The sequence below is a fragment of the Campylobacter concisus genome (genome assembly GCF_001891085.1).
Taxonomy (GTDB): domain Bacteria; phylum Campylobacterota; class Campylobacteria; order Campylobacterales; family Campylobacteraceae; genus Campylobacter_A; species Campylobacter_A concisus_O.
In genome coordinates this window covers 61,259-84,487 of sequence record NZ_JXUP01000003.1, presented here as the reverse complement: position 1 = coordinate 84,487, position 23,229 = coordinate 61,259, and the positions used below count along the sequence as shown (strand labels likewise).

Annotated in this window: 26 protein-coding genes and 1 tRNA gene; 17 read left to right on the top strand and 10 right to left on the bottom strand. The window is 39.0% G+C overall.

Annotation, left to right across the window (positions count from 1 at the left end; all coding sequences use genetic code 11):
- Nucleotide 1: 1 nt before the first annotated feature.
- The 3 genes from TH67_RS02470 to TH67_RS02460 form a co-directional block, all read right to left on the bottom strand.
- The gene (locus tag TH67_RS02470; RefSeq protein ID WP_072594210.1) at nt 2-496 is read right to left on the bottom strand and encodes a SixA phosphatase family protein; all 495 of its coding nucleotides are present in this window, start codon (nt 494-496) and stop codon (nt 2-4) included.
- The gene (locus TH67_RS02465) at nt 496-1,305 is read right to left on the bottom strand and encodes a ferritin-like domain-containing protein (RefSeq protein ID WP_072594209.1); all 810 of its coding nucleotides are present in this window, start codon (nt 1,303-1,305) and stop codon (nt 496-498) included. Before TH67_RS02465 ends, TH67_RS02470 begins: the two co-directional genes overlap by 1 nt.
- A gap of 108 nt (nt 1,306-1,413) precedes the next feature.
- Complete coding sequence (locus TH67_RS02460; protein ID WP_072594208.1) at nt 1,414-2,094, bottom strand: NlpC/P60 family protein; 681 nt, start codon at nt 2,092-2,094, stop codon at nt 1,414-1,416.
- Between the two features lie 140 nt (nt 2,095-2,234).
- Between TH67_RS02460 and murA the strand changes: the two genes are divergently transcribed.
- The 16 genes from murA (at nt 2,235) to TH67_RS10570 (ending at nt 15,110) form a co-directional block, all read left to right on the top strand.
- Nucleotides 2,235-3,503 (top strand): UDP-N-acetylglucosamine 1-carboxyvinyltransferase, encoded by a 1,269-nt coding sequence (gene murA / locus TH67_RS02455; RefSeq protein WP_072594207.1) that lies wholly within the window; start codon nt 2,235-2,237, stop codon nt 3,501-3,503.
- Between the two features lie 2 nt (nt 3,504-3,505).
- On the top strand, nt 3,506-4,666 hold the full coding sequence (locus tag TH67_RS02450; protein WP_072594206.1) for a molybdopterin molybdotransferase MoeA: 1,161 nt from the start codon (nt 3,506-3,508) through the stop codon (nt 4,664-4,666).
- 51 nt (nt 4,667-4,717) lie between these two features.
- Nucleotides 4,718-4,792, top strand: a tRNA-Gly gene (locus tag TH67_RS02445).
- Between the two features lie 65 nt (nt 4,793-4,857).
- Nucleotides 4,858-5,664, top strand: coding sequence for a flagellar basal body P-ring formation chaperone FlgA (gene flgA, locus TH67_RS02435; RefSeq protein ID WP_072594205.1), 807 nt, complete (start codon nt 4,858-4,860; stop codon nt 5,662-5,664).
- The gene (locus TH67_RS02430) at nt 5,661-6,212 is read left to right on the top strand and encodes a UbiX family flavin prenyltransferase (protein ID WP_072594204.1); all 552 of its coding nucleotides are present in this window, start codon (nt 5,661-5,663) and stop codon (nt 6,210-6,212) included. The genes flgA and TH67_RS02430 overlap by 4 nt, the downstream gene beginning before the upstream one ends.
- Nucleotides 6,209-6,679, top strand: a complete 471-nt coding sequence (coaD, locus tag TH67_RS02425) for a pantetheine-phosphate adenylyltransferase (RefSeq protein ID WP_012001782.1) — start codon at nt 6,209-6,211, stop codon at nt 6,677-6,679. The genes TH67_RS02430 and coaD overlap by 4 nt, the downstream gene beginning before the upstream one ends.
- A gap of 1 nt (nt 6,680) precedes the next feature.
- Nucleotides 6,681-7,268: a dTMP kinase gene (gene tmk, locus TH67_RS02420; RefSeq protein WP_072594203.1), complete on the top strand. Its 588-nt coding sequence runs from the start codon at nt 6,681-6,683 to the stop codon at nt 7,266-7,268.
- A gap of 31 nt (nt 7,269-7,299) precedes the next feature.
- A complete protein-coding gene (gene hisS, locus TH67_RS02415; RefSeq protein ID WP_072594202.1) occupies nt 7,300-8,526 on the top strand; it encodes a histidine--tRNA ligase in 1,227 nt (408 codons plus the stop codon).
- Nucleotides 8,523-10,358, top strand: coding sequence for a biosynthetic arginine decarboxylase (gene speA / locus TH67_RS02410; RefSeq protein ID WP_072594201.1), 1,836 nt, complete (start codon nt 8,523-8,525; stop codon nt 10,356-10,358). The genes hisS and speA overlap by 4 nt, the downstream gene beginning before the upstream one ends.
- Nucleotides 10,359-10,369: 11 nt before the next feature.
- The gene (locus TH67_RS02405) at nt 10,370-11,548 is read left to right on the top strand and encodes a pyridoxal phosphate-dependent aminotransferase (protein ID WP_072594200.1); all 1,179 of its coding nucleotides are present in this window, start codon (nt 10,370-10,372) and stop codon (nt 11,546-11,548) included.
- The gene (gene thiS, locus TH67_RS02400) at nt 11,548-11,751 is read left to right on the top strand and encodes a sulfur carrier protein ThiS (RefSeq protein ID WP_072594199.1); all 204 of its coding nucleotides are present in this window, start codon (nt 11,548-11,550) and stop codon (nt 11,749-11,751) included. The genes TH67_RS02405 and thiS overlap by 1 nt, the downstream gene beginning before the upstream one ends.
- Nucleotides 11,752-11,758: 7 nt before the next feature.
- Entirely contained in the window at nt 11,759-12,610 is an 852-nt protein-coding gene (thiF, locus tag TH67_RS02395) for a sulfur carrier protein ThiS adenylyltransferase ThiF (protein WP_072594198.1), read from the top strand.
- On the top strand, nt 12,611-13,375 hold the full coding sequence (locus tag TH67_RS02390; protein ID WP_002940904.1) for a thiazole synthase: 765 nt from the start codon (nt 12,611-12,613) through the stop codon (nt 13,373-13,375). It begins immediately after the preceding gene.
- A complete protein-coding gene (gene thiH, locus TH67_RS02385; protein WP_072594197.1) occupies nt 13,375-14,529 on the top strand; it encodes a 2-iminoacetate synthase ThiH in 1,155 nt (384 codons plus the stop codon). The genes TH67_RS02390 and thiH overlap by 1 nt, the downstream gene beginning before the upstream one ends.
- Entirely contained in the window at nt 14,516-14,782 is a 267-nt protein-coding gene (locus TH67_RS10575; RefSeq protein ID WP_257638019.1) for a thiamine phosphate synthase, read from the top strand. The genes thiH and TH67_RS10575 overlap by 14 nt, the downstream gene beginning before the upstream one ends.
- A 109-nt stretch (nt 14,783-14,891) precedes the next feature.
- On the top strand, nt 14,892-15,110 hold the full coding sequence (locus TH67_RS10570; RefSeq protein ID WP_257638018.1) for a thiamine phosphate synthase: 219 nt from the start codon (nt 14,892-14,894) through the stop codon (nt 15,108-15,110).
- A gap of 56 nt (nt 15,111-15,166) precedes the next feature.
- On the opposite strand, the gene TH67_RS10280 is transcribed toward TH67_RS10570, so the two are convergent.
- The gene (locus TH67_RS10280; RefSeq protein WP_180371714.1) at nt 15,167-15,421 is read right to left on the bottom strand and encodes a hypothetical protein; all 255 of its coding nucleotides are present in this window, start codon (nt 15,419-15,421) and stop codon (nt 15,167-15,169) included.
- A gap of 49 nt (nt 15,422-15,470) precedes the next feature.
- Here TH67_RS10280 and TH67_RS10275 point away from each other — a divergent pair, with 49 nt between their 5' ends.
- Nucleotides 15,471-15,617, top strand: a complete 147-nt coding sequence (locus TH67_RS10275) for a hypothetical protein (RefSeq protein WP_180371713.1) — start codon at nt 15,471-15,473, stop codon at nt 15,615-15,617.
- Between the two features lie 120 nt (nt 15,618-15,737).
- Here the strand turns inward: TH67_RS10275 and mog are convergent, their stop codons facing one another.
- The 6 genes from mog to TH67_RS02345 are packed head-to-tail and all read right to left on the bottom strand — an operon-like array spanning nt 15,738 to nt 23,209.
- Nucleotides 15,738-16,277, bottom strand: a complete 540-nt coding sequence (mog, locus tag TH67_RS02370; protein ID WP_072594196.1) for a molybdopterin adenylyltransferase — start codon at nt 16,275-16,277, stop codon at nt 15,738-15,740.
- Between the two features lie 10 nt (nt 16,278-16,287).
- A complete protein-coding gene (locus TH67_RS02365) occupies nt 16,288-17,964 on the bottom strand; it encodes an ATP-dependent metallopeptidase FtsH/Yme1/Tma family protein (protein WP_374057342.1) in 1,677 nt (558 codons plus the stop codon).
- A complete protein-coding gene (mtaB, locus tag TH67_RS02360) occupies nt 17,927-19,168 on the bottom strand; it encodes a tRNA (N(6)-L-threonylcarbamoyladenosine(37)-C(2))-methylthiotransferase MtaB (RefSeq protein ID WP_072594195.1) in 1,242 nt (413 codons plus the stop codon). The genes TH67_RS02365 and mtaB overlap by 38 nt, the downstream gene beginning before the upstream one ends.
- Nucleotides 19,165-20,754, bottom strand: coding sequence for a mechanosensitive ion channel domain-containing protein (locus TH67_RS02355; protein WP_072594194.1), 1,590 nt, complete (start codon nt 20,752-20,754; stop codon nt 19,165-19,167). Before TH67_RS02355 ends, mtaB begins: the two co-directional genes overlap by 4 nt.
- Nucleotides 20,751-21,788 carry a 3-dehydroquinate synthase gene (gene aroB, locus TH67_RS02350; protein WP_072594193.1) on the bottom strand — a complete coding sequence of 346 codons (1,038 nt, stop codon included), beginning with the start codon at nt 21,786-21,788 and terminating at the stop codon, nt 20,751-20,753. Before aroB ends, TH67_RS02355 begins: the two co-directional genes overlap by 4 nt.
- A gap of 2 nt (nt 21,789-21,790) precedes the next feature.
- The gene (locus TH67_RS02345) at nt 21,791-23,209 is read right to left on the bottom strand and encodes a COG3400 family protein (protein ID WP_072594192.1); all 1,419 of its coding nucleotides are present in this window, start codon (nt 23,207-23,209) and stop codon (nt 21,791-21,793) included.
- Between the last annotated feature and the right edge of the window lie 20 nt (nt 23,210-23,229).

The following is a 23,229-nucleotide window of genomic DNA, read 5'->3' as shown; positions in this document are numbered from 1 at the left end:
ATTATCTTTGATGTTTTTTGGGGTGGTCAAAAAATAACGCTTTTGCACTACCCTCTTTTAACTCACTAAATTTACATCCAAACTCAACGCAAAATATTCCAGAAGTTGGGATATTGTCTATTGATGAATCGCTTAAATACTCGCAAATTTCAGTTATGCTTGGATTATGCGTGATGATAAAAATTTCATCCAAACTCTCATTTATATTTTTAACAAATTTTAAAAGATCTTCAAAACTTATATCATAAAGCTCATCTATAAGACTGGTCTCTTCTTTAAATTTTAAAGTTTTAGCGATAATCTTTGCCGTTTGCTCGCACCTTCTAGCACTGCTTGAAAAGATAGCCCCTGGCATCACATCATACATTTTTAGTCTGTTTGCCATAAATTTAGCGTCTTCTTTGCCTTTTTGACTAAGCTCCCTTAAAGCATCTTTAGCTCCGTCCTTATTCTCATCAACCGCTTTTGAATGTCTTATGAAATAAATTTTACTCACTATCTCTCCTTTGAGAAATTCTTTATCAAGCAAAGCTCTTCTTTACTAAATCCAGCTTTTAAGCGATCTTGCTCATTGATCTCTCTAACATTTTTAAATGAATTTGGATATAAACTTAAGATAATGTCAAAGTAGCTATTTTCGTCAATGCCCTCTTTTTTGCAAGAAAATTTAAACCACTTATCGCCTTTATAAACATGAGAGATTTCTTCTTTTAAGATGACTTTCAGGCACTCAATAAGCTCTTCATTTCCGCCCTCGCCTTCAAGCCTTTTTATAATATGAGCGTTTGCATCAAGCCCATTTGCCTCCATATATCTTGGCAGTAGCGCCATACGGCTAGTTAGACTACTTGAAGTCTTTTGAAGTGCGATAAAAAGCCCATCATGTACACTTAGCTCGCCGTATATACCGCCACGCTTTAAGAGCAAATTCTCTATCATACAAAAGTGTCTGATCTCATCTTCAGCTACTTCTAGCCAGTCTTCATAAAATTCTCTTGGCAAATTTCTAAATCTATAACAAGCATCAAGCGCGATGTCAATAGCATTAAATTCAATATGAGCTACCGAATGGATAAAATTTAAATTTTTATCCTTTGGCTTTACTTTTTTGTTTAGCTCTTTCATGCTAATTACTTCACAAAATTTTGCATAGCTAGGCGTTATTAGCTCATTTGGTTTAGAGCTTTCACAAAAATTTATATTAAAATCTCGTTTAAATTTCTCATAAAATAGCTCAAATTTTAAAAATTTAAGCCCAATCTCGCCTTCATTTAAAATTTCCCAAATTTCATCGTAAAAATTCATATTTTCTCTTTATATAAATCTGTATTTACGAGTTTAAATTTATATAAATAATGCTTAAAATTTGAGCCTAGTATTTGTTTTAAAAGGTTTTTAGTAAAAATTTCTGATTTATTTTGCTTTGCCATATCCAGCAAATCTATTTGCTGCCAAGCAACTTGAGTTTGAACATCTTACAAGGTAGCTATTTATCTCTTGATTTCCTTTTAGATGCACATTTTTTTGTTTTAGATTCATATAGCTATGAATTATCTTTCCGCCAGAATTATGTATAAATTTTACCGTCTCATCGCCAAGAACAGCTGTAACTATGCCGACATGAGTGATATTTTTCTTATCTTTATTTTTCTGAACACCCTTGCCAAGAGTATTTGAGAAAAATACAAGATCGCCTATTTTTGGATTTTTATGAGTAATTAAATTTTTACTTTCATAAAAATTATAGATCGCTTTTGACTTTCTACCGCCATTATCGTAGTAGCGATTTATTGTCTTTTCATCAAAATACATATTTTGATACTTTGCATTTACGATAGAAACGAATCCTGAACAATCACCGCCAGCTCTTGTATTTAGGTATTTTTTAAAAAAAGAACCAAATTTTTTATCTTCTCTATCATTATCTTCATCTATGATTTCACCAATCATTTGCTCGCTAAAATCAACACTTGAAGTTACGGTTTGATTTGTTTCATTTTGCGGAGTTGTCGGTTGATTAGAGGTAAAAGAACAACCTGTAAAAAATATAATGCTAAGAATAAAAAAGATTTTTTTATTTATTGAATTTGACATATTTATATCCAAAATTTTAATGTTTGCAATTTTAACTTTTAAACGTAAATGAACCGGAAATAGTGCTTTGCTTTCTTTATTCTAAGTTAAAAAGCAATATAATATCGGCAAAAAACATATTTTCTTAAGGCAAAAAAACAATGATGCACTATTTAAAGATAAAAGGAAATGCCAAATTAAGTGGCGAAGTAAAAATAAGCGGTGCCAAAAATGCTGCTCTACCGATCATCGCCCTAACCTTACTTGCAAAAAAAAGTGTAAATTTAACAAATATCCCAAATGTCGCTGATATAAAAACGCTTTGCCAACTGCTAACTAACCTAGGAGCAAAGTGCGAATTTAAAGATAAAAACTCACTAAGCATAGACACAAGCAGTGTAAGCTCAACTACTGCAAATTATGACATCGTTAGAAAGATGAGAGCATCTATCTTAACTCTTGGACCGCTTCTTGCACGCTTTGGCCACTGCGAAGTGAGCCTACCTGGAGGATGTGCGATCGGACAAAGACCTATTGATCTGCATCTAAATGCGCTTGAAAAAATGGGAGCAAATATAGAAATAAAGCAAGGCTACGTCATTGCAACAGCGCCAAATGGCCTAAAAGGCGCAAAGATCGTTTTTGATAAGATCACCGTAACTGGCAGCGAAAATATCATCATGGCTGCAGCTCTAGCGCACGGTACGACAGAGCTTTTAAACGTAGCGCTTGAGCCTGAAGTGGTACAAATTTGTGAAATTTTGGCTAAGAGTGGCGTTAAAATAGAAGGCATCGGCACAAGTGAACTAAAGATAACTGGAAGTGGCCAAAAATTGCTTGAAATTTGCGATATTGAAGTAATTCCTGATAGGATCGAAGCTGGCACATATCTTTGTGCTGGAGCTATAACAAATAGCAAAATTTCAGTCACAAAGGCAAATGCTGCACACATGACAGCCATTTTAAATAAATTTGAAGAGATGGGCTTTGGTATCGAAGTAGACGGCGATAAGATCACGATATTGCCAGCAAAAGAGATAAAACCAGTGGAGATAAGAACCACTGAGTATCCGGGCTTTCCAACAGATATGCAAGCTCAATTTATGGCGCTTTGCCTTGCAGCAAATGGCGTTAGTACGATAGATGAGAGACTTTTTGAAAACCGCTTTATGCATGTTAGTGAGCTTGCTAGAATGGGAGCAGATATTAAATTAAATGGGCATATCGCAAGTGTTTATGCGCCAGCTAAGCTAAACGCAGCCGATGTAATGGCAACAGATCTTAGAGCAAGCTCAGCGCTGATACTAGCTGCTCTTATAGCAAATGGCGAAAGCTTGGTACATAGAATTTATCACCTTGATAGAGGATATGAAAATTTAGAAGAGAAATTTCAAGGCCTTGGTGCAAATATTATTAGGCTTGAGGAGTAAAAATGCTACTAAATGATGCATTAGATGCGCTTAAATCTAAGTTCAAATTAAAAATAGATAGTGAAATTTTACCTATCATCATGGCTCTTGGTAAAACATTGGCAAATGATGTAGTGGCGGTAAAAGACTTGCCATGTTTTGATAACTCTGCGCTTGATGGCTTTGCTGTGAAATTTGAAGATAAAGACAAGCCATATAAAATAGTTGCAAGTGCCTTTGCAGGCGATGAAGAGCAGCTAATAATCGGCAAAAACGAGTGCGTGAAGATAATGACAGGCGCAAAGATGCCAAAGGGTGCTGACACGGTCATGAGATTTGAAGATTGTGTGGTTGAGGGTGAGTTTGTAAAAGCACCAGAAAAGCTTAAAAAAGGTGACGCTTACCGCTTTAAAGGCGAGGAGGCAAAAATAGGTGAAATTCTCCTAAAAAGTGGCGAAATTTTAAATACTAGAAGCGTGATGATGCTAGCAGCTCAGGGCATAAGTTTTATAAATGTTAAAAAACAGCCTAGTGTTGGAATTTATTCAAGTGGAAACGAGATCATCGAGCCTTGGCAAAGAGCGAGCGAGGATGAAATTTACAATGCAAATGCCTTTGGCATCGCTGCACTTTTAAGTTCTATTGGGCAAGATAGCTCATATCTTGGCATCATAAAAGATAATTTAGACGCCGTAAAACAGGCGTTTTTAAATACTACAAACTATGACATTATTATCTGCTCTGGTGGAGCAAGCGCTGGTGAGGCTGACTTTATGAAAATAGCTCTAAGTGAGCTTGGATACAATGAAATTTTCTCACATCTTGATATAAGACCTGGCAGACCTTGTAAGGCTTATGAAAAAGATGGCAAGCTTGTCTTTGTGCTCCCTGGAAACCCTATGGCAGCTTATGTTTGCATGATGATGCTTGTTTTGCCTCTTTTAAGAGAGGATTGCTTTGTGATGCAAAATACTACGAATGCGCAAAATTTAAAGGTAAAATCAGGTAGGATCAATGCCATTTTTGGAAATATTGAAAATGATAAATTTATAGCAACAAATGGTGGAAAATACGGCTCTGGCATGATAGATCATATTTTAAAAAGCACTTTTATTTTTTTAACTAGCCCAGATCAAAGCGAAATTTTGCAAAATAGTGAAATTTCTCTTATAAAACTTCCATAAAATCTTGACAAATGAAAAACAATCTGATAGAATGCGGACTTCATTTTAACTGCGGGAATAGCTCAGGGGTAGAGCACAACCTTGCCAAGGTTGGGGTCGCGAGTTCGAATCTCGTTTCCCGCTCCATCTTTTTTATACTCATTTTTTTATTTTCCACAAAACTTTTTGCAAATGAAGTCAGTATCTATCCAATGTATTGCGTTGTAAATGATCAAATTTCACTTAGTACTTTTGGCTTTGAAGGCGAAGACAATGAAATTTTAAACCTAGAGGGCAAAAGAGCTGCCAAGATAGATAGCAAAAGACTCTATGAAATTCTAACAGCAAATTTTAAAACATATAATGACAAAAGCGGTGGAAGCGTTGCTTTTGTAAAAAACTGCTCTATCATGGATGAGATTCAAATGCAATTTTTAAGATCAATTAGTGATGAATATCCAGGTATCAGCATAAGTGATCTTAGCATCAGTCCACAAAATAAACTTCCAGCAAATTTTAAAGACTTAGTTTTTAAAAATATATTTTTAAACGATCAAAATAGCCAAAAAGGCGTCTTTAGAGCCTCATTTGAGGACGTTGATCTAAGCTTAAAGAGCCTTTATTTTAAATTTAGCTTTAACGCCAAAATGCCAGTTTTTATCGCTATAAATTCAATAAATACAAACCACATTTTAAGCTTGCTTGACTATCAACCAACGATGATCGAGTTTAGCAAATGGCCACGTGACGCACTCTTTGGACTTAGTGCCTCAACGCTTGTCACAAAAGTACAGATAAAAAGTGGCGAAATTTTAACCAAGCGTCAGTTTAACGCCATAAGCTTAGTCAAAAAAGGTCAAATGCTAAATGCGGTTTTAAGCGAGGATGGCGTTAAGATAATAGCTGAAGTAAAGGCACTTGAGGATGGAAATTTAGGCGATATGATAAAAATAAGAACAAAAGATAATAAAATTTTACAGGCTACAGTTTCAGGTAAAGATGAGGCAGTGATAAGATGAAAAAGGTAGTTTTTGCAGCCACTGGAGCAAGCGGGGCTGGATTCTTTTTAAAGCTTGTCAAGGCTGCCAAAGATAGTTGCGAGGCTCATGTCATAGTTAGTAAAAATGCCTTGAAAGTTTTGGAGGCTGAAGAAAATTTGAAGTTAAATTTAAATGATCTTGGCGTGAAAATTTATGATGATCAAGACCTTAGCGCAGGCCCAGCATCAGGCTCGTTTGGCACGAATGCTATGATCATAGCGCCCTGCTCTACTAATACTTTGGCAAAGGTCGCAAATGGTATAAGCGACACGCTCATTACAAGAGCTGCAAGTGTCGCGCTAAAGGAGAGACAAAGGCTAGTTTTGGGAGTTAGAGAGATGCCGTTTTCTACGATCACGCTTTCTCAGATGCAGCTTCTCTCATCTCTTGGAGCCATCATTGCTCCACCAGTTTTGGGCTACTACGCAGGCATAAAGAGCCTTCTTGATATGGAAAATTTCATCATCGGCAAGTGGCTTGATGCCTTAAAAATCCAAAATAATCTTTACAAAAGGTGGCAAATTTGAAAAAATCTTGCATCTATCCAGGGACCTTTGACCCCATAACAAACGGCCATTTGGACGTTATCATAAGAGCTACAAAAATTTTTGACAAGGTAATCGTCGCAGTCGCAAAAAGTGACAGCAAACAGCCGATGTTCGCACATGAAAAGCGCATAGAGATGGCAAAAGAGGCAGTTTGTGAGCTAAAAAACGTAAGCGTTCTTGGCTTTGATAACTTACTTGTTGATTTTGCTAAATCACACGGTATAAACACCGTCATCAGGGGACTCCGCGCGGTTAGTGACTTTGAGTATGAGCTACAAATCGGCTACGCAAACGCTGCACTTTGGGACGAATTTGAGACGGTTTATCTTATGCCAAGCTTAAATAACGCCTTCATCTCAAGCTCGATCGTCCGCTCAGTCTTGCGCCACGACGGCGATGTGAGCAACCTAGTGCCAGCAAAAATTCTTAAAAATTTAAAGGCGTAAAATGTATGTTTTGTTTGAGGGCATTGACGGCGTTGGCAAGAGCACGCAGATAGAAATTTTAGCTTCTAAATTTAGTGATGCCATCGTCACAAAAGAGCCAGGTGGCACGCAGCTTGGTGAAAATTTACGAGAAATTTTACTAAGCTCAAGCATAAAAATAGGCAAAAGGGCTGAAATTTTACTTTTTTTAGCTGACAGGGCTGAGCATTTTGAAAAGCTAGTCGCTCCAAATTTAGGCAAACTGATTTTAAGCGACAGAGGCTTTATCTCTGGCATCGCCTACGCTTTGGCAAATGATGAAAACTTAGATGAAAACGTTCTTTTAGAGCTTAATAAATTTGCACTAAATGATAAATTTGCAGACAAAATAGTCTTTTTTGAAGCAAGTCATGAGCTTATAAGCTCGCGCCTAAAAAGTAGAGGCACCAGCGATAAGATCGAGGCTCGCGGGCTAGAGTATCTTTTAAAAGTGCAAAGCCTGATGAAACAAATTCTTATTAAAAATGGCTTTGAGACGCTTTTTATAGACGCATCTAAAAGCATAGAGCTAATTTCAAAAGAGATAGAAAATTTTATAAATTTTAAGTAAAATCACAAAAAAATAAAAAAAGGATAATGCGATGATAACGGCACTTCGTGGCATGAAAGATATGCTTCCAGCTCGCGCTAAACTTTACGCACGGATAATCAAAACCTGCGAGGAAGTCGCAAAAAACTACGGATATGAGCAAATTTTGACCCCACACCTCGAGGAGACAGCACTTTTTAAAAGAAGTGTCGGCGAGAGCAGTGACATTGTTGGCAAAGAGATGTATCAGTTTGAAGACAAAGGCGGCAACGACGTTTGCTTGCGTCCTGAGGGCACAGCTGGCGTGGTTAGAGCCTTTATCGAGGCAAAACTTGACAGGGCAAATGTGACAAAGCGCTGCTTTTATCACGGCTCGATGTTTCGCTACGAACGCCCACAAAAAGGCCGTTTGAGAGAATTTCACCAGTTTGGCTGTGAGTGCTTTGGCGAGGGCAGCGTCTATGAGGATGCGAGCATTATCTTGATGGTGAGCGAAATTTTTAACAGACTAAACATAAAAACAACCCTAAAAATAAACTCCCTTGGCGACGAGAGCTCGATGAAGTCTTACAAAGAAAAGCTCGTTAAATTTTTAGATGAAAATGACGACAGAATTTGCGAGGACTGTAAAAGACGCAAGCTTTTAAATCCTATCCGCGTGCTTGACTGCAAGGTTGAGAGTTGCCAAGAAATTTATAAAAATGCCCCAGTTATCACTGATAGCTTAAGCGATAAGGCGCAGGCTGACTTTGAAAAACTGCAAGAAATTTTAACGGCAAATGGCGTTAAATTTGAGATAGACACTAAGCTTGTTCGTGGGCTAGACTACTACTGCAAGACGGCTTTTGAGTTTATCAGCAATGAGATAGGCTCACAAAGCGCAGTCGCGGGCGGAGGCAGATACGACAGGCTCGTAGAGTACCTTGGCGGTAGAGCAAGTTATGGCGTTGGATTTGCGATGGGCGTTGAGAGGATAATGGAAATTTTAGGTGAAGCTGAGGATGAGCGAGCTGGAATTTATCTTTGTGCGCTTGATGCGACGAATTTAGACTTTATCTATGCGCTTGGCTCAAAGCTTCGCAAAAAATATCAGGTTGAAATTTCTTATGAAGCTAAAAAGCTTCAAAAACATATGCAAAATGCCGACAATAAAAATGCAAAAATTTTCCTTTGCGTGGGCGAAAACGAGATGAAAGAGAATAAAATTTGGTATAAAAATTTAGAGACCAAAGATGAAAAAACGATAAATTTAGATGAGCTTGAAAAGGAGCTGGGATGAATGATTTTGGACTTAGCATTTGGGGCAATTCAAATTTTATTATAGAAGATGGCAAAGTCTGTATAAATGCAGCCAGCAAACCAGCGATCATCGACATCGTAAAAGAGATAAGAGACGACGGATATAGAGGGCCACTACTGCTTCGCTTTCCACACCTTATCCAAAAGCAGATTGAGCAGATCCACGCAAGCTTTGCGAAAGCAAAGAAAGAATTTGCCTACAAAGGCAGCTTTAATGCCGTATTTCCACTTAAAGTGAATCAATATCCTGGCTTTGTAAAAAATTTAGTGCACCTTGGCAAGCCCTACAACTACGGCCTTGAAGCTGGCAGTAAGGCTGAGCTACTTTTAACTATGGCTTACAATAACGAAAAAGCTCCAATAACCGTAAATGGCTTTAAAGATAAAGAGATGATAAATATAGGCTTTATCGCCGCTGAGATGGGACACAACATCACGCTAACGATCGAGGGCTTAAACGAGCTTGAAGCGATAATCGCCATCGCAAAAGAGCGCTTCAAACCAAAACCAAAGATCGGACTTAGAGTAAGACTACACTCTACAGGATCGGGTCTTTGGGCAAAGAGTGGTGGCATACACTCTAAATTTGGCCTAACATCAACAGAGCTAATAGAAGCTGTAAAGATGCTAAAAAAGGCAAATTTACTCGAAAATTTCACGATGATACACTTTCACATCGGCTCTCAAATAAGCGAAATTCACCCGCTCAAAAAAGCACTCATCGAAGCTGGCAATATCTACGCTGAGCTTAGAAAAATGGGTGCCTCAAATTTAAAAGCGATAAATTTAGGTGGTGGCCTTGCGATCGAGTACTCGCAGTTTAAAGAAGAAAGCAGCAGAAACTATACTCTAAACGAATATGCAAACGACGTTGTTTATATGCTCAAAACCATAAGCGAGCAAAAAAAGGAGATCGAGCCAGATATTTTTATAGAGTCAGGCCGCTACATCGCCGCTTCTCACGCGCTTTTGGTCGCCCCTGTGCTTGAGCTATTTTCTCAAGAATACACCGAAGAGAAGCTAAATTTAAAGAAAAATAATCCAAATTTAATAACCGAGCTAGTTGATCTTTACAAGTCAATCAAGCCTTCAAACGCCCTAGAATACCTACACGACGCCATTCACCACACCGAGAGCATCCTCACACTTTTTGACCTAGGCTATGTCGATCTGCAAGATAGATCAAACGCAGAGGTGCTTTTAAGGCTCATTAGCAAAAAAGCTGTCGTGATGCTTGGCAACAAGAGCAACTCAAGCGATCTAACTAAAATTCAAAAAGAAGTGCAAGAGAGATACTTGCTAAATTTCTCTATTTTTCAAAGCTTGCCAGACTTTTGGGGTCTAAAGCAAAATTTCCCTATCATGCCACTTGATAGGCTCGATGAGCGCCCTACTCTGCCAGCTTCGATCTGGGATATCACCTGCGATAGCGACGGCGAGATCAGCTATGATGACGAGAAAAACCCACTACTTTTGCACGACGTGGATGTGGAAAAAGAAGATTATTTCTTGGGATTTTTCCTAGTTGGCGCATATCAAGAGGTGATCGGCATGAAACACAACCTCTTCACCCATCCGACAGAAGCCACGATAGAGCTTTCAAATGATGGCTACAAGATCACAAATTTACTTGAGAGCCAGTCTATTTTAGACATTATGGAAGACATGGACTATGATATCTACGAGATCCAAGACACCCTAAACGAGCGCTTAGTAAAATCAACTTTGATAAACGAAACACAAAAGAAGCAAATTTTAGGCGAACTTTATCTATTTTTAAATGATAATAGCTACTTAAAGACAATCAACTAAAAAGGACGAAAATGCAACTAGCAAACAGAATGCAAACATTAAGCGAATCAATCACAATCGCTATCAGCACAAAAGCCAAAGAGATGAAGGCTGCTGGTATCGATGTGATCTCGCTTTCAGCTGGTGAGCCTGACTTTATGACTCCAAAAAAGATAAGAGAAACTGTAAAAAACGCACTTGATAATGACAGCAAAAGTGGCAAATACACGCCAGTGCCTGGCCTGCCTGAAGTGATAGAGGCTATCAGAGTAAAGCTAAAAAGAGATAACGGACTTGACTACAAAGCAAGCCAAGTGGTGACAAATATCGGCGCAAAACACTCACTTTTTAACGTATTTCAAGCGCTTATCAACCCAGGCGATGAGGTCATAATCCCTTCTCCATACTGGGTGAGCTACCCTGAGATCGTTAAATTTTGTGGTGGCGTGCCTGTCTTTATCGAGGCAAATGAGAGTACAAATTTCAAAATCACAGCCGAGCAGCTAAAGAAAGCGATCACACCAAAAACAAAAGTCTTTTCACTAAATCACCCAACAAATCCAACTGGGGCTGTATATACAAAAGAGGAGATCGCGGCATTTGGCGAGGTTCTAAAGGGCACTGACATCATCATCACAAGCGATGAAATTTATGAAAAAGTGATCTACGGCAAAGAATTTCACGCAGTAGCCTCAGTGAGCGAGGATCTTTTCAAAAGAACGGTCACGATAAATGGCCTAAGCAAGTGCGGAGCGATGCCTGGCTGGAGATTTGGCTATATAGCAAGCTCGATGGACTGGCTCATCGCTGGCATCAAAAAGCTTCAAAGTCAAAGCACAAGTAACATCAGCTCGATCGTGCAAATAGGTGCAATACCATCACTTCTGGGTGAAACTGACGAAGATATCGAAAACATGAGAAAAGAGTACGAAAAAAGACGTGATGTGGCTGCAAAAATGATAAACGATATCCCGGGACTAAGCGTTGTAGCACCTGATGGCGCGTTTTATCTATTTGTAAAATGCAAAGATGTAGATAGTGACTCGCTTAGATTTTGCAAAAAAATGCTTGAAGAGGCAAATGTAGCCACCGTGCCAGGTGTGGGCTTTGGCATGGAGGGATACTTTAGAATTTCCTTTGCGACAGACATCGAGAGCATAAAAAGAGCGATCGAGAGGATCGCAAATTTTGTTAAAAGCTACAAAATTTAATGATCAAATTTACTATTAATGGCAAAAATTTCGAGCTTGAAAACGATATCAGCGTTTATGAATTTTTAGCAAAAAATGGCTATGAGTTTAAATTTATAGCCCTTGAGCGAGACGGAGAAATTTTGCCAAAAAAGCTTTGGCGTGAAAGCTTTATGAGCGAGGGCAAAACTTATGAGATCGTCACTTTAGTTGGCGGTGGATGAGGAGAAAATGATAGAGATTGTATTAAATGGCGCAAAATTTAAGGTGCCAGTAAAGAGCCTTGGCGAGCTAAAAGAGCTTGCGCTTGGCGATAAAGAGAGTGAAATTTATAAATTTTTAGAGAAATTTAACGCGACAAAGCCAGACATTTTTATCGTTGATGGCTTTGCTATAAAAGAAGATAGCGAGCTAAAAGATGGCTCAAACGTCGTATTTATAAGGCGTGGCGTGATGCCTGAGCGTGAAGTTTTACGCGCGATGATCGCTTCACGAAACAGCCCTGAGCTAAATTTAGCCCTAAGCAAGGCAGTGATCGGCGTGGCTGGACTTGGTGGCCTTGGCTCAAATATCGCGCTAAGCCTAGCTAGAGTTGGCGTAAAAAAGCTAGTGCTTGCCGACTTTGACGTCGTTGAGCCAAGCAATCTAAACCGCCAGCAGTATTTCGTCCGCCACATCGGCATGAAAAAGACGCAGGCACTTAAAGAGCTGATAAATGATGTAAATCCCTTTGTCGAGGTCGAAACGCACGATATATTTTTAGATGAAAAAAACGTAGCTAGCGTCTTTGGCGAGTGCGAAATTTTATGCGAGGCCTTTGACAATGTCGCTGGAAAGGCGATGATACTAAATGAAGCAGGTGCTAGTCTAAAAGATAAAAAGATCATCGGCGCTTCTGGTATGGCAGGATACTTTAGCTCAAATCTCATAAAAACCATAAAATTTGCCAAAAATGTCTATCTTTGCGGTGACCTCACAAATGAAGCAAAGATCGGTCAGGGGCTCATGGCTCCGCGCGTTGCGATCTGTGCAAATCATGAGGCAAATTTGGCCATTAGGCTACTTATGGGCTTGGAGGCGTAAGTGCAAAGTGATAGCTTGATCCTTGGCGGCAAGGAGTTTCAAAGCCGCTTTATCCTTGGCTCTGGCAAGTACTCGCACGAGCTCATCGACTCAGCCATAAACGAGGCTGGAGCGCAGATCCTAACCCTTGCTCTTAGGCGCATAAATGAGAGCAAAGAGCGAAATATACTTGACTTTATCCCAAAAGGTGTGACGCTTTTGCCAAACACAAGTGGCGCTAGAAATGCCAAAGAGGCCGTTCGCATCGCCCAGCTCGCACGTGAGCTTGGATGCGGCGAGCTTGTTAAGATAGAGATCATAACTGACTCTAAATTTCTCTTCCCAGACAATATTGAAACGATAAAAGCGTGCGAAGCCTTGGCAAATGACGGCTTTGTGCCAATGCCATATATGTTTCCAGATCTAAATGCCGCAAGAGCGATGCTAAGCGCAGGGGCAAGCTGCATAATGCCTCTAGCTGCGCCCATTGGCTCAAACCAAGGGCTAGTTTTTAAAGATATTATTGAGATTTTGATAAACGAGCTTGATACGCAGATCATAGTTGATGCTGGCATAGGTAGGCCATCACAAGCGTGCGAAGCGATGGAGATGGGAGCGGCTGCGATCATGGCAAACACAGCCATCGCCTCATCTAAAAATATCCCGCTCATGGCAAGAGCCTTTAAAGAGGCGATCATCGCTGGTCGCAACGCCTATCTAGCAGGCCTTGGCGCAAAGAGCAAAAGCGCAAATGCCTCATCGCCGCTCACTGGATTTTTAGACTGATGAAATTTACAAGAACCGACCACATGCAGCTGCTACCTCACATGCAGGATGTTGGTAGCGACATTATGGATGTGATTTTAAAAGAGCGCGCGAGCTACAAGCCTGAAATTTACACCGAGGCAGACGTAAAAGCAGCTCTTAATGCAAAGCACTGCTCACTTGAAAATTTAAAAGCCCTGCTCTCGCCTGCTGCAGCGCCATTTTTAGAGCAAATAGCCCAGATCGCCCAAGCAAAAACAAGGGCAAATTTTGGCTCAAACATCACGCTTTTTACCCCACTTTACATAGCAAACTATTGCGATAACCTCTGCGTTTATTGCGGTTTTAACGCTAAAAATAATATAAAAAGAGCAAAGCTAAGCGACGAGGAGATCACAAGGGAGCTAAGAGAAATTTCAAAGAGTGGCTTAGAAGAAATTTTGATCCTAACTGGCGAGAGTGAGACTAACTCAAGTGTCGCTTATATCGCAAACGCCTGCGCTTTGGCAAAGAAATTTTTTAAAGTCGTTGGGGTTGAAATTTACCCGCTAAACTCTGAGGGCTACGCCCTGCTTCACAAAAGCGGCGCAGACTACGTGACCGTCTTTCAAGAGACCTACAATCCCACAAAATACGAGAAAATCCACCTTGGTGGCAATAAAAGAATTTTTCCATACCGTTTAAATGCGCAAGAGCGAGCGCTTCTTGGAGGCATGAGAGGGGTCGGCTTTGCGGCACTTCTTGGCATAGACGACTTTAGGCTTGATGCTTTTGCGACCGCACTTCACGCAAGCTTAGTTCAAAAAAAGTATCCGCACGCAGAGATCGCATTTTCATGCCCAAGACTTCGCCCTATCATAAACAACGACCGCATCAACCCGCGTGACGTGGGCGAGCGCGAGCTTTTACAAGTGATCTGTGCTTATAGAATTTTCATGCCAACAGCTAGCATAACGATCTCAACCAGAGAAAAGGCAAAATTTCGTGACAACGCCGTAAAGATCGCCGCAAATAAGATAAGCGCTGGCGTAAAAGTAAGCATCGGCGCTCACGGCGAAGAGAAAAAGGGCGACGAGCAGTTTGAGATAAGCGACGACAGAAGCGTGGATGAGATAAAAGCAATGATAAAATCAAACGGCCTAGAACCACTAATGAGCGAGTATGTCTATGTTTAAAATTCTCTGCATTGCAGACTTTGAAAGCTATAATGGTGATGACTTTTTAAAGAGGATACAGCTACTTTGCAAGGCTGGCGTGGATGAAATTTTGCTTCGTGCAAAGGGGCTTAGTGAAGCTAATTTTTACGACCTTGCTAGGGTTGTGGCTCAAATTTGTGAAAACTACCGCAAGAAATTTATCATTAATCAATTTTTTGACGTAGCTTGCAAGCTAAAGAGCGACTTTTTGGCTCACTTCAGCGCAGCTTGATTTTTTTAAAAATCACGCCGTTTTTTTAGAGGAATTTAGAAAAACAGCTAAAATTTACGCCCCAGCTCACGACCTAGAGCAGGCTAAAATTTCAGCTACAATCGCTGACGTGCTCGTTGCTTCTCATATATTTGCCACCTCTTGCAAGGCTGGTTTAGAGCCAAAAGGGGTAAATTTTATAAATGAGCTAAAAAGCTTTGATAAAGAAATTTACGCACTTGGTGGACTAGACAGTGGAAACTACAAAGAGGCCATAAAAGCAGGCGCAAGCGGAGTTTGTTTTATGAGCCTAGCGATGAACGACGATATAGAGCTTATAAAAAGATAGTAAAGAGCAAAAATGGCTAAATTTAGCATAAATTACATAAAATAATACGTAAAATTTTACTCATTTTTGCTAGCGATATATGTTTTTATATCAAATATAAGTAGCGTAACAAGCGATGGCAGCATATAGGAGTTTAGCACTAAAAGCAGCGACTTTGTCAAATTTGACTTTATTAAAGTCTCTATATCAAAGCTGCTGTTGTAGTTAAAAAAATATAGCAAGGCAAACTCGCTAACAAGAACTATGCGAGTGATCTTTAGCAAGATGTCATTTCCCAGTCTTGCAAATTTATCATCGACCACAAGCGACAAAGTGATCCAGTCAAGCAGCTAAATTGAGCAGGCTAAAGCATAAACAGTAATGCTTTCATCAAATTTTTCAAGTAGTAAAAATACCAAAGGTTGCAAAAATACAAGGCTAGCGATAAACCAAAGAAGTGAGCTAAAGGCTAGCAGGCAAACACAGCCAAAGATAGAAATGGCAGAGATAAAGCCAAAAAACCTCTAACCCAAGATAGTAGGCCAGCGCATAGGATAAAAAAGAAAAAACAAGCCAAATTTTAATAATAAGTCGCCACCTATTTGCAAAGGCAGCGGCTTTTAAATTTAGGCTATCTGTCAAACCCATTTACGAGATTTTCTTTTGTTTTGGACGGAAAACTTTCATCACGTTTTCATCTGTCTCGATAAATGCACCCTCGATCAGGTCGATGCAGTATGGCACCGCTGGAAATACCGGCTCCAAGCACTCTTTTATCGCTTTTGGCTGGCCTGGTAAATTTATGATTAGCGCATGGCCTCTTATGCCTGCTGTTTGGCGTGATAGGATCGCTGTTGGGACGTATTGCAAGCTTGCAGCTCTCATTAGCTCGCCAAAGCCTGGCATCATCTTCTCGCAAACTGCCTCAGTAGCCTCTGGGGTGACATCTCTCACTGCTGGTCCTGTGCCACCGGTAGTGAGCACAAGGTCGCAGCCAAGCACGTCCACCATGTACACAAGCCTCTCTTTTATCAGCTCAAACTCATCTGGTATAACCTCGTAAAAGTACTCACGCTCGCTCACTATCCAGCTGTCAAGCACCTCTTTGATCGCTGGACCTGATTTGTCCTCGTATGTGCCTTCGCTTGCACGGTCAGAAAGGGTTAATATACCTATTTTTGCTTTCACTTTTTCTCCTTTAGTAGTTTTCATTTAAAATTTTTGCCAGCGTCTCTTTATCTACACTCTCGTACGCTAGCAGATATGAGCTGATCTTTGCGATCTGCTCGTTTGTACCCTTTAAAAAGGACATTATCTCTTCTTTTGCTTGTTTTAAAATTTCTTCTACATCATTTGGATTAGGGACAAATGAACTTCCCATGCCATACTCATAAACCATCTTTGAAGCGATCTCTTTTGCTAAATTTAGATCATTGCTAGAGTTTGAAAAGATATCGTTCTCATCTATCTCGAGCTTGCACATGCCAGAGATTAAAACCTTTATGCGTGAGAGCATCTGTGACTTTGATTCGATCTCTTGCTCAGTCGCCATAAAGCGGTCTTCAATGAGCGAAATTTTTTCAAATTTCACATCAAACCAGTAAGCACTTAGCGCCTTTGCACCTTGATAGATGGCTTGAATTTTCTTCTCGCTCTCGCTATAGCTTAGCACCTTTTTCTTGCCGAGCAAGACCTTGTTTAAAACAACCTCAAAGTCCCTCATCCTAAGCACGCTTTCGCCGTTTCTTAGGGCATTTATCGCTGCTTCATTTACAAGCGTGCTAAGTGCCGCACCAGAAAAGCCAACGCTCATTCTAGCGATATCCTCAGCTGACACTTCGCAGTTTTTATCTCTTAGATATGTGTTTAGGATCGCCACCCTGTCGTTAAAATCAGGCATTGACAAAAATATACGCCTATCAAAACGCCCTGATCTAAGCAGCGCCTCGTCGATCATCTCGATCCTGTTTGTTGCAGCTATTACTATGACACCTGAGTTATCTTCAAAGCCGTCCATCTCGGTTAGCAGCTGATTTAGCGTAGCTTCTCGCTCGTCGTTTCTAGCGCCACCCCTACTCTTACCAACAGCGTCTATCTCGTCGATAAAGATGATTGAAGGTGCGTAGGATTTGGCTCTACTAAAGAGCTCTCTAACTCTTTTTGCGCCCATGCCGACGTAAATTTGCACAAAGCTTGCGCCATTTTGGTAAAAAAACGGCACATTTGCCTCACCAGCAACTGCCTTTGCCACAAGCGTCTTACCAACGCCTGGAGGGCCGATCATTAGCACGCCTTTTGGCATTTTGATACCAAAATTTCTATATTTTTGTGGATTTTTAAGAAAATCAACTATCTCACTAAGCTCGCTTTTAACCTCGCTAATACCTGCCACATCGCTAAATCTCACATTTGAGATGACTGGCATCGTGTTTTGATTTAGCACGCTTTCTATCTCAAATGCGCCCTCTTTTTTGCTAAGCAGACTCTCCTCTTTTTTTCTGATACTTCTAAAGATATAAGCGTACCAAAGCACGAAGCAGACAAAGATGATAAATCCCCAGATCATACCAGGAGTTATGTATTGCTTAGTCTTTTCAACAGGCACTTTTTTAATAAGCTCTTTTAGATCGATACCCTCTTTTATGATTGAAAAACGATTGTTTTGTGCATAAAGCACGACTTCATCGTCATCGATTACAGCGCGGTCTATAAAATTTCCATCCATTAGCTGCATATATTGCGAATATGTGATATTTCTTGGTTCTTTACTAACGGCAAATAGCAATACGCTGATTAATGCGATAGCTGCGATTATTAGGATATTTTTCTTATTAAATTTAAATTTTTGCATAATTGGCATCTGGCTTAACTTCATATTCGCTTACCTCCACCCACTCTTTTGTTATATCTTTTTGGCTTAAAATTTTAGCTTTGTTGTAAAACTGATCAAAACCCTCGTAAAACTCACCATTTTTTTGCTCGACTAAAATTTTCAAAGCTCCGTTATGCTTTTTTCTAAAATTTTCATTATTTTGCAAAGCTATGCCTTGTAAAATTTTTAGCCTACTTTTTGCCACATCGCCGCTAACATCGCTTTTTAGCGTAGCTGAGTGCGTATCACGCCTTGGCGAATAGACAAAAGCATGCAGATGTGTGATAGGAAATTTTTTAAAATTTTCCACCGCCTCTGCCCAAATTTCCTCACTCTCGCATGGATGACCCACGATGTAGTCCGTACCAAGCGCAAAGCCAAGTGAGCTAAGCTCATTAAAAAGTTCCAAATCACTAAATGCGTTATTTCGTCTTCGCATGATCTTTAGCATAGCCTGACTCGTGTGCTGAAGTGCGATGTGTAAATGACGCTCCAGCCACTCTTCTTTTAAAATTTCTCTAAAGCTCTCATCTATCTGGCTTGGCTCAATACTTCCAAGTCTAATGCGCCTTATGCCAGAAATTTTACCTAAGTTTGCCAAAAGCTTACCAAGAGAGCTATTTGTATCTTTGCCGTAACTGCCTATATTTGTGCCGGTTAAGACAAGCTCATTATAGCCGTTTTGGGCTAAAATTCTTGCCTCTTTTAATATCATAGCCTCATCCATGCTTCTAGCCTTACCACGAACTGAAGGGATGATGCAGTAGCTGCAGCTAAAGTTACAGCCTTCTTGAATCTTTATAAAAGCCTTTGTGTGATTTTCGTAATTTGTAACTATATTTTTATCAACTGAGTTTAAATTTCCAAGCTCAAAAAATGGTTTTTCTTGCTTTAAAAGCTCATTTAGATCGCTCTTTTTACTGGCTCCTAGCACACCAAATATACCGCTATTAAATAGCTCTTTGCCCTTGCTAACCGCTCCACATCCAGTCAGCACCACCTTAGCCCCGCGCCTTTTTACGCCGTTTATGTAGTTTCTGACACCGCTATCAGCAGAATTTGTAACAGTGCACGAGTTTATGACCACGATATCAGCGCTCTCTTCATCATTTGTGATCTCGTAGTCTTTGATGTAGCTTTTTAAAAGCTCGGTATCATAGATATTTGTACGACACCCAAATGTTTTAAAAAATATCTTTTGCATCAAATATTTTCGCTCTCTTGCTCACCGTGTGCGGTATGATCGCTTGGATTTTCTTTTTTACCTATAAACATGGTTTGTGTTGGATAAGCGATCTTTATATCATCTTGAGCTAAAAACGCTTCTATAATCTCAGCGCTAATAGTACTTCTAAGAGCCAAAGTCGCATAAGAATTTGCCATATACCAGCATGAGACATTTATACCATAAGGCTCAAAAAATGTATAAATTCTTGGCTCGACGTTTGGATTTTTGATGCTGTATTGACTTCTTAGTTTATTCATCTGGCGTTTTGCGATATCGGTATAGCCTTTTGAGTATTTTTTAACGACATTTCTTGCTAAATACACAGCTTTTTTATGATTACTATCAAAGCTTATAACGATATCTATACCATCCCAAACGGTCTTCATACCATAATGAGCATAGTTTGCGATGAGGTCAGTAAAGATATAGTTATTTGGCACAAAGATAATTCTACCTGCACGGCGATTTGTTTTATAGGTTGAGTAGCTAACATCCTCAAAAACGGTCAGCCTAAGTAAAGAGATATCGATCACATCACCCACAAATTCACTGCCATCATGAAGCACTCTGATCCTGTCACCCACATGTATAGAGCCGCCAAACATGATCACCATCCAGCCAAGCATACTCATAAACATATCTTTCATCGCAATGGCGATACCAGCTGAAGCAAAACCTAGCACGGTTACTAGATATGTGACATTTTCGATGTATGAAAAAAGTAAGATTATGATGATAACGGTGATATTTAAAACATTTAAAAATTTATTGACCGTGTAAAATCTCTCATTATCAGTAATCGTTCTTTTAACGATAAATTTAGCGATAAATGTTAGTCCGATCGTCAAAAGGATGATGATAGCTGTATAGCCCATACTTAAAAACTGGGCTTTTATATCAGAGGTGGTTAAATTTATAGCCTCATCAGCCCTTTTTTCATAGACATTATAAGTTGTATCAGCGATCTGTTTTGCCGCTTTAAAGTCGCCTATTTCTTGTTTTACCAAGTTTAAGCTTTCCCTATTTTGCTCATTTTCTTCGATCAAATTTAGTCTATTTAGTAAATTTTCTTTTGTTTCAAGCTTTTCTAAAAGCGTATCAAGCTCTTTTATATGCCTTTGATACTCAATCTTATCACTCTTTATCTTTTTGATATACGAAAAGCCAGATATAAGTGCAACAGGACTTGTTATCCTTGGTGGAGTATCCATTTCAGGAGCTGCCAACATATTTGAAAATGGCGTTTTTTCATACTCTTTTAGTAAATTTATCTGCTCTTTTAGAGTTTGGATTCTCTTTATGATATCGCTGCCTCTTCTTGAGCTTTTGTCTAGCTTTTTTAGTTCATTTTCATTTTTTTCAAGCTCATCAATAAGCCTTTGATAAGTGTTATAGTTCGCATATCTTGTGATCCAGATATTGTTTTTTAAGGAGTTATCTAGATTTGAAATATCTTTTATAAGCTCGTTATTTTGTAAATTTTGCGAGCCATTTTGCTCAAGCGTAACGTTCTCCTCAGCGTAAAGGGCAAAGCAAAAAAGTATTAAAACTAGGATTTTTTTCATTTAAATTCTCTTAAAATTTTTAAAACATCTTCTTTTTTGACGTCATTTTTGATGATCGCACTGCCGATTTTATCTGCAATGATGAAATTTATCTTATCATCTTTTGTCTTTTTATCCATAAAAAATGCCTCGTAAAATGCATATTCATTTTCTATTTTGTAGTTTACTGGAAGGCCAAATTTCATTAAAACCTGTTTGATATCCTCTGCCTGCGCCTCACTCATGAGCCCTAGTCTTACACTTAAGCGATTTGCCATATTAATACCTATTGCTACTGCTTCGCCGTGTAAAAATTCTTTATAATTTGTCTCATTTTCTATAACGTGAGCAAAGGTATGGCCGTAGTTTAGGATAGCTCTTAGCCCTTTTTCTTTCTCATCTTGTTCAACCACTTTTGCTTTTAAAATTACCGACTTTTCAACCAGCTTAGCTAAATTTTCATCGTCTAAATTTATGCTTTTTAGCCAATCAAACATCTCTTTATCAAAGGTTATCGCCATTTTTAAAGCCTCAGCCACGCCAGCTGCAAATTCTCTTTTTGGCAATGTCTTTAAGAAATTTATCTCGCAAAAAACTGCCTTAGGCTGACAAAAAGAGCCTATTAAATTTTTGCCAAATTTATTATTCACTCCAGTTTTTCCGCCCACACTCGCATCAACTTGTGCTAGAAGCGTGGTTGGGATATTTATGAAATTTATCCCCCTTTCATAGATACTCGCCGCAAAGCCAGTCATATCGCTTATGACACCACCACCAAAGGCGATTAGCGTAGATGAGCGATCAAATTTACTCACAAAAAGCTGCTCTAAAATTTGCTCTACCGTTTCAAGGTTTTTATACTCTTCGCCGTCAGGCACACTTATGATAAATTTCTCATCACACTTCAAAACACTAAGTAGCTTTTCAAGATGAAGCCCCGCTACTTTGGCGTTTGTAACGATGCCAACCTTGCCTTTTAGCTCTAGTCTCTCAAGCTCATTTATATAAATTTTATAGCTTGATGCTTTTTCTTTAAGATTTAAATTTATCTGCATTTTTACTCACTTACTGGCACAAAAAGCTGTGCATTTTGGCTTAGTTTTTTATAAAGCCTATTTAAATTTGTCGATAAAAAGGCAAATGCCCCACCATTTGCCACGCTTTTAGTAAACATCACAAAATGAAGCAGATCTTTTGTATTTTTTAGTTTTACAAGTGGATTTTTAAGATTGTGATTTTCTATCTTTATACGCTTAGAAAATAGCGCGCTAATGCTCTCAAAATGCTCTCTTAACGCTTCATCGTCGCTGTGTTTATTATCAAAATAGTAAAATTTCATCTCCAAATCAAGCTGTGCACAGCAGTCAGTTATCACAGCTGATTGATTCTCCACTTCTTGACTTTGATCGCCTAGTATCACGCCCTCTTTTATATTTGAGAGCAAAATTTTACCCGTTTTTAGCACTGGAAGTTTTAGCTCATAAAATAGCTTTTTAAATTTAAAAAAGTATTTATCATCGCTTAAGATTAGGCCGATGTCGTGCTTTAAAACATCATATTTTATAGATTTGTTATCACTATTAAAATAATCCATCAAAACGATGATATTTTTCTCTTTTATCGCTTTTAAAGTATCTAAATTTTCACCTAAAGTTGGATTTATCACTCTAAAAAAAAGGCGTTTATTATTTAGCTTTGAATGCAAATACAAGCTATCCTTTATGAGCTTGCTAACACGTTCTTTATCCATTGAGATCATATCGATCAGCACATAGATGTTGCTACCAAATGGACTTGGAAACTGCCCACTTTCACGCTTGATCGAGCGATAAACATTTTGAAGCACATTTGGATCACCAACGATTAGTAATATATCGCTTGGCTGTATCATTACATTTGGCTTTGGCAAGATGATCTCGCTACCTCGATATATGAGAGCTATTCGCCATTTCTTTTGAGCTACTGAGCTAATGTGACGATACATATAAGAGCTACCTATTGGCACCTTAACTTCCATGATCTCGCCCTCACTAAGCCCGATATTATCAGCTAAAACCGGCAGATCTGGTAAATAGTCCATAAGCCTTGATGCTGCAATATCTCTGATATCAACCACGCTTAAGTGTTTATCGCTTGCAAATGTTTCTTTGCATTTTTCATCAAGCTCCCATGAGCTCATAAAAACAGTCTCGGTCTTTGTGCTGATCTGTCTTAAATTTTCATAAATAGCAACCGCCTCATTTTTATCATCACAAACTATACAAAACTGACTAAAATAGCCATCGCTCACGCTTTTTAGCTTTGAGAGGCTAGTTGGATCAAACTGGTAAAATGTAAAATTTTCATAATTTGATTTTTGGCTGTAATCTTCACTTGAAACAACGATATAGTGATGTAAATTTGATTTTGTTTCAAGCAGTCTGTTTAAAAAATTTCTTGCGAAAGTTCCATCTGCGATTATTAAAATTTTCTTCATCAATTCTCCGTATTTTAAAG